This is a genomic window from Azoarcus sp. TTM-91, assembly GCF_012911025.1.
Lineage (GTDB): Bacteria > Pseudomonadota > Gammaproteobacteria > Burkholderiales > Rhodocyclaceae > Azoarcus.
This window is the reverse complement of record NZ_WUEI01000181.1, coordinates 1-5,821: the sequence shown is the minus strand read 5'-3', so window position 1 is coordinate 5,821 and position 5,821 is coordinate 1. Positions and strand designations below refer to the sequence as shown.

Annotated in this window: 5 protein-coding genes; 1 reads left to right on the top strand and 4 read right to left on the bottom strand. The window is 71.1% G+C overall.

What is annotated here, in order from left to right; all coding sequences use genetic code 11:
- Nucleotides 1–485: 485 nt before the first annotated feature.
- Nucleotides 486–1,646 (top strand): porin, encoded by a 1,161-nt coding sequence (locus tag GRF61_RS23015; protein ID WP_169152952.1) that lies wholly within the window; start codon nt 486–488, stop codon nt 1,644–1,646.
- Between the two features lie 296 nt (nt 1,647–1,942).
- On the opposite strand, the gene GRF61_RS23010 is transcribed toward GRF61_RS23015, so the two are convergent.
- The 4 genes from GRF61_RS23010 to GRF61_RS22995 form a co-directional block, all read right to left on the bottom strand.
- The gene (locus GRF61_RS23010; RefSeq protein WP_169152954.1) at nt 1,943–2,596 is read right to left on the bottom strand and encodes a response regulator transcription factor; all 654 of its coding nucleotides are present in this window, start codon (nt 2,594–2,596) and stop codon (nt 1,943–1,945) included.
- 70 nt (nt 2,597–2,666) lie between these two features.
- Nucleotides 2,667–4,031, bottom strand: a complete 1,365-nt coding sequence (locus GRF61_RS23005; protein ID WP_169152951.1) for a sensor histidine kinase — start codon at nt 4,029–4,031, stop codon at nt 2,667–2,669.
- Nucleotides 4,032–4,047: 16 nt separating this feature from the next.
- Nucleotides 4,048–5,061 carry a quinoprotein relay system zinc metallohydrolase 1 gene (locus tag GRF61_RS23000; protein WP_169152950.1) on the bottom strand — a complete coding sequence of 338 codons (1,014 nt, stop codon included), beginning with the start codon at nt 5,059–5,061 and terminating at the stop codon, nt 4,048–4,050.
- Entirely contained in the window at nt 5,058–5,804 is a 747-nt protein-coding gene (locus GRF61_RS22995) for a quinoprotein dehydrogenase-associated SoxYZ-like carrier (RefSeq protein WP_169152953.1), read from the bottom strand. The genes GRF61_RS23000 and GRF61_RS22995 overlap by 4 nt, the downstream gene beginning before the upstream one ends.
- Nucleotides 5,805–5,821: the final 17 nt, after the last annotated feature.

Sequence of the window (5,821 nt, the reverse complement as noted above, 5' to 3'; positions counted from 1 at the left end):
GCGCAGGGCGGGCTGGGGGCAGGCGGGTACGCGACGCATGGCGGAGATTCCAGGTGTGGTGGATGGGCGCCGGGGACTTGGCCCTCGCCCTGATTTGTCCGGCCGCCCGGCGGGCAGCTTTGCGGCTCCAACTTTAGTGGTGCCGTTGCCGCGGCCGCATCCGTCGAATCGCCACGCTCGTCTCATGAAAATCATGAGATGACATCCGCCTGTTCCGTTACGGGTGTGCCGCCAAGGGACAGCTGTCTCCGTTCTGAGCAGGGCCGCTGCTACTTTCGATTTATGCCAAAGGGTTTGTTGCGGCGCCGTATTCCCTTTGTCTGTGCGCATTCCGTGGATATATGCCGTAAGGATCGTGGCGCGTGTATCCGTATTGCCGCCGCGGTCCGGGGCTGGCACGGCCTTGGCACTGGAGCCCCGCCCGGTACGCCCTTCAGGTGTGCCCAGGGAATCATCCAGACAACAAAAGATACGGAGACAAATCCATGAAGCAGCGCTCTCTCACGGCCGCCGTCGCGCTGGCCCTGTCCACCCTGTCCACCGGCTCCCACGCGGTGAGCTTCTCCAATGGCGACGCCACGCTGGACATCAACGGCACGGTCAACGGCTTCTATTCCTTCCGCACCACCGAAGACGACCGTGGGAAGGTGAACAACTCCGGCATCACCAACGGCCTGCTGCCGGGCTGGATCAACTTCGTGTTCACCACCCAGGTGGAGGGGCTGGACATCAAGGCCCACGTCGGTTTCGCGCCCGGCATCAACAACGATTCCTCCACCGTCGGCCTGCCGCTGGGCGGTGGCGGCGAGCCCTACAGCCAGATCGACACCCGTAACCTCTATTTCCAGTTCGGCAAGGCGGAGGCGGGCACGCTGAAGTTCGGCCGCGACATCGGCCTGTTCGGCCAGAAGGTCATCCTCGCCGACATGACGCTGCTGGGCCTGGGCGGCAATACCTACGCCTCCACGCCCTTCAACACCACCTTCGGCATGATCGGCCACGGCTACATGTACACCGGCTTCCAGCCGCAGATCACCTACACTTCGCCCAACTTCGACGGCTTCCAGGCCGCGGTGGGCATCTTCCAGCCCAGCGATTTCATCGGCAGCGGCGAAACCTCCACCCCCGGCATCCAGGCCATCGCCAGCTACGACTGGAAGGGCAACACGCCCGGCTCGGTGTGGGGCGGCCTGATCCACCAGGACACCGACAGCGGCTACAACAACGTGGATACCTTCGCCGCCCGCGGCGCCGAGCTGGGCGCCAAGGTGGGCCTGGGCGACTTCGAGGCGGTGGCCTACGGCTTCACCGGCAAGGGCCTGGGCCTGTCCACCGTGGGCGCGCTGTTCTACTCGCCCTATGGCGAAACCAAGAGCCGCGGCTGGTTCCTGCAGGGCACCTACAAGCTGGGCAAGACCAAGGTGGGCATCAACTTCGGCGAGAACCGCGACAGCGGCGGCAACCTCATCGGCACCAACCGCTTCCGCTCCACAACGCTGGGTGTCTATCACTCGCTGAACAAGTACATCACCCTGGTGGGCGAGTACAACATGGAGCGCGCCAAGGGGCCGGACGCGATCAACTCCAGCGGCAATGGCGATCTGAAGACGCGCACGATTTCCTTCGGCGGCATCATCTTCTTCTGATTGCGGACGGCGGCCGGGGCGCCTGCCCCGGCCGCCGGGCCGGGCGTGTGCCGGAATGGGCTGAACAGGCTCAGTCCGAACGGTATGTGCTCCTTGAGGGCTCGCAAGGGCTTGTGCTGCTGGACACGGCAGGCTTCTTCCGGCTTCTTCTGTTGCCCCGGCAATCAACCAGGAAATGCCGTTTGCCCTGAGCCTGTCGAAGGGCCGCGCGCGGCGCGGACTTCGGCGCGCTCAACCCGAACAGCTGTCATGCACCCGTTGTCGGGCGAAAAAAGCCCTGGTCCGCTCGTCCAGGATCAGGCTTCGATCAACCCCGCCCGCACCGCGATCAGCGCCAGCTCGGCGGCGTTGGTGGCCTGCAGCTTCTGCTTGATGTGGTAGAGGTGGCTGCCCACCGTGCTCGGCCCCAGCTTCAGCGTGGCGGCGATCTCGTTCACCGAGCGGCCGCGCGCCAGCTGCAGGAAGACGTCGAACTCCCGCGCGGTGAGGGCGGACACCGGGTCGGACTGTCCCGCCGGCTGCAGTTGGGCGAGGGCGAGCTGGGCGGCGAGGCCGGGGTCCAGGTAGGCGCGGCCGCGGCTGGTGTCGCCCACCGCGCGCAGCAGCTCTTCCGGGTCGGCGCGCTTGGAGAGGTAGCCGGTGGCGCCGGCGGCCAGCGCGCGGCGCGGGATCTGCAGATCGTCATGGGCGGAGAGCATCAGCACCCGCGCCTGCGGATGGCGGGCGCGCAGCCGTTCCAGCGCGGCCAGCCCGCCCATGCCTGGCATGGAGACGTCCATCAGCAGCAGGCCGGGGTGGTGCATCTCGTAGGCGGAAAGCGCTTCCTCGCCGCTGCCGGCCTCGGCCACCACCTGGGCGCCGGCGCCTTCGATCAGCAGGCGGAATCCCATGCGGACCACGGCGTGGTCGTCGGCCAGCACGATGCGCAGGCTGGCGGGCAGGGCGGTCATGTCCATGTCGGCCTCCTCGGCGGGCTCTGCGTGCCACCCATACGGGCGGCCGGCGGCAGGCGCTGCGGCTTCATTGCGTGGCCTCGGCGCTGCTGGCGGGCGCCCACGGCAGGCGGGCGTGCACCCGCAGGCCGCCTTCGGGCGGGGTGTCCAGCAGCAGGCGGCCGCCCAGCGCGGCGACGCGCTCGCGCATGCCGGTGAGGCCGAAATGGCCAGGGGGCGAGGTTTCGGTGTGCTCGCTGCCGCGGCCGTCGTCGGCCACGACCAGGCGCAGGCCGTCCTCGTCGCCGGCCAGGATCACGTCCACCCGGCTGGCGCCGGAGTGGCGGGCGACGTTGGTGAGGCTTTCCTGCAGCAGGCGCAGCACCGCCAGTCCCAGCGCCTCGTCCACCGCGCCGGCGGGCGGCGTGCCGTGGCATTCCACCTGGATGCCGGGGTGCAGCGTGGCCCAGTGGGCGCACCAGTCGCGCACCGCTTCGTCCAGCCGGCAGCCGTCGCCGACCTGGGGTGGGCGCAGGCGTTGGAGGATGGCGCGCACGCCTTCCTGCATGCGCTCCGTCATCGCCAGGATGGCCTGGGCACTGCCGTGCACGCCGGGGTTGCCGTCGCTGCGCTGGCGGATGGCGCCGGCGATGGCGCGCACCGCGGTGATGCCCTGGGCGAGTTCGTCGTGCAGCTCGCGCGAGATGGCGCGGCGCTCTTCTTCCAGCCGCGCCTGCAGCAGCAGGGCGACCGCCTGGTCGTCTTCCAGCCGGCGGTTGTCGGCATGGCTGCGCTGCAGGCTCTCCACCAGGCGGTTGTAGCTGGCCACCACCCGGTCCAGCTCGGCCACGCCGCTGGCGGGCAGGGCGTGGAAGCGGCCGCCGGCGGCGCCGGCCAGGGCGCGGTTGAGGCGGGCGAGCGGGCTGAGGGCGCGGCGCAGGGCGGCGCGGCTGGCGCTCCAGGCGAGCAGGCTCAGGGCCAGCACCCAGCCGGAGGCGGCGACGAGGTCGTCCCAGGCGTCCAGCACCGCGCGCGAGGCGTCCGGCTGCAGCAGCAGCGTCAGCTCGCCGGAGAGGAAGAGGCGGGTGGGCGTGGGCGGCGCCATCAGCGCGGTGAACCAGGCCGGCGCGTGGCGGCCGGCCTTGTAGATCGGCGGCGGCGAGACGTAGCGCGGGGTGCCGTCGGCCGCTTCCAGGGTGATGGCGTTGGCGCGCAGCCGGCCCAGGGTGCGCAGGTGGGCTTCCAGGCGGGCGCCGCCATCGCCGTCGTCGGCGGCTTCGGCCACCAGCACAGCCAGCATCTGCTCGGCGACGCGGGTGGTGCCGTGGATTTCCTCGGCGATGCCGTGGCGGCTTTCGGTGGCCCACCAGCCGGCGCTGGCGCACAGGCCGAGGCCGAGCAGCACCGCGAGCAGGCGGTGCAGGCGGCCGGCGAGGCGGGGCGTGCGTGGCATGCGCGCGGGGCGGAGGTCAGCGGGCGCCATGTTGTTGTAGTGCCTTGTGTTCTGTCTGGGGATAGAGGCGCAGCACCGAGCGCCGGTATTCGGTGGCTGCTTCGGCGATGGTGGCGAATTCGGCGGCCAAGGGCAAGGCCAGCACCTCGTTGGTCTCCAGGCCCTGGGCGGCGGATGTGTCCAGGCGCTGTTGCAGCCAGCGCAGCCAGGCCTGGGTCTGGCGCAGCGGCGTCTGCAGTCCGGCGCCGCTGGCGACTTCGCCGTGGCCGGGCACCACCTGGCGCACGCCGTCCAGCGTGGCGATGCGTTCCAGCGCGGCGAGCCAGTGGTCGAGATCGGCATGCGGCGTGGTGGGGGCGCGGTCATGGAACAGCAGGTCGCCAGCGAAGAGGGTGCCGCTGGCGCGGTCCAGTACCAGCAGGTCGGCGCCGGTGTGGCCATCCAGCGCGATCAGTTCCAGCTCGCGGCCGCCGGCATCCAGCCGGCCGGGGGCGAGGCTGCGGCCGGGCGGACGTGCCTCGGTGCCGCGCATCCAGTCGCCGGCCAGGCGGTAGAGGTTGGCGGAGAGGTCTTCGCCTTCGCGGGCGATGGCGTCGCGGGTGGCGGGCAGCGCCGCCAGCGTGCCGGCGGGGAAGGCCTGGTTGCCGAGGAAGTGGTCCGGGTGGGCGTGAGTGTTCAGCGTGAGCACCACCGGCAGCGGGGTGACGGCGGCGATGGCGGCGCGCAGTTGCTCGCCGTAGCGGCGCGAGGGGCCGCTGTCGATGACGACCACGCCGCTGCTGCCGACGAGGAAGCCGGTATTGACGATGTTGCCGCCGTTGCGGGTGTCGAAGTCTTCCGTACGGCCGACGAGCACGTAGACGCCGTCGGCGATGCGGCGCGGCTGCAGACGGTAGTCGAAGGCGTGGGCGGCGCCGGGCACGACGGTGTCCGCCTTCGCCGGCAGGGAGGATGCGAGCAGCGCGGCGAGCAGCAGCGCTGCGAGTCGTGGCCGGCAGAGAACCGGCCGGGAGAGGCTGGGCGCCCTCATGGCCGCAGCTCGGCGGTGAGCCGGTTGCCGTTGTTGTCGCGCCCGCTGACGCCGGAGGCGACCACGCCGGCGGGCAGGTCCAGCGTGAATACCGGGTTTTCCGCCACCGGCTCGTAGGGCCGCAGTACCGCCAGCGCGGCACCGGCGGGGGTGCCCTGGCCGAGCAGGCTGATCTCTTCCAGGTGGAAGGCGGGGATGCCATCGGCCAGGCCGGTGTCCATCGGATGGACGATGCGCAGCTTGAGCCGCTGGCCGCCATCCACCCGCGGCCAGGCGCGCAGCTCGGTGTGGTTGAGCTGGCGCTGCCATTCCGGCGAGCCGGAGCCGGTGGAGGGCAGCGTGCAGCCGCCGCCGGTGGTGGCCACCCAGGTGCCGCCCACATGCCAGCGGCCGTCGGCGGTGCGCACCGCCGCCCGCACCGGGCTGGATTGCTGCAGCTTGAGGCGGAAGCCCAGCACCGGTTCGGCGCTGCCGGGCGAGTAGGAGAGGGCGCGGACGATGGGGTTGAAGTCGGCGAGGATGAGGATCTCCTCGACCCCCTGGCCGCGCAGCCGGCTGGCGTCCACCCGCACCGGCACGTTGAGCGCGTCCTCCGCCATTGCCGGCGCCTGTACCTGGACCCGGCTGTCGAACTCGGCCGGGGCGTCGCCCAGCCAGGCGCGGCGCAGTTCGTCCCAGCGGGGGGAGTTGAGGGGATCGGTGGTGTTCGGGTTCTCGGGGCGGGTGGCGGTGCTTGTCGCCAGCGTGCTGAGTCCGCTGT

Bases quoted from the DNA above. Each gene is read 5' to 3' on its own strand.
- GRF61_RS23005 (WP_169152951.1), bottom strand. From the start codon at position 4,031: ATGCCACGCACGCCCCGCCTCGCCGGCCGCCTGCACCGCCTGCTCGCG.
- GRF61_RS23000 (WP_169152950.1), bottom strand. From the start codon at position 5,061: ATGAGGGCGCCCAGCCTCTCCCGGCCGGTTCTCTGCCGGCCACGACTC.
- GRF61_RS23015 (WP_169152952.1), top strand. From the start codon at position 486: ATGAAGCAGCGCTCTCTCACGGCCGCCGTCGCGCTGGCCCTGTCCACC.
- GRF61_RS23010 (WP_169152954.1), bottom strand. From the start codon at position 2,596: ATGACCGCCCTGCCCGCCAGCCTGCGCATCGTGCTGGCCGACGACCAC.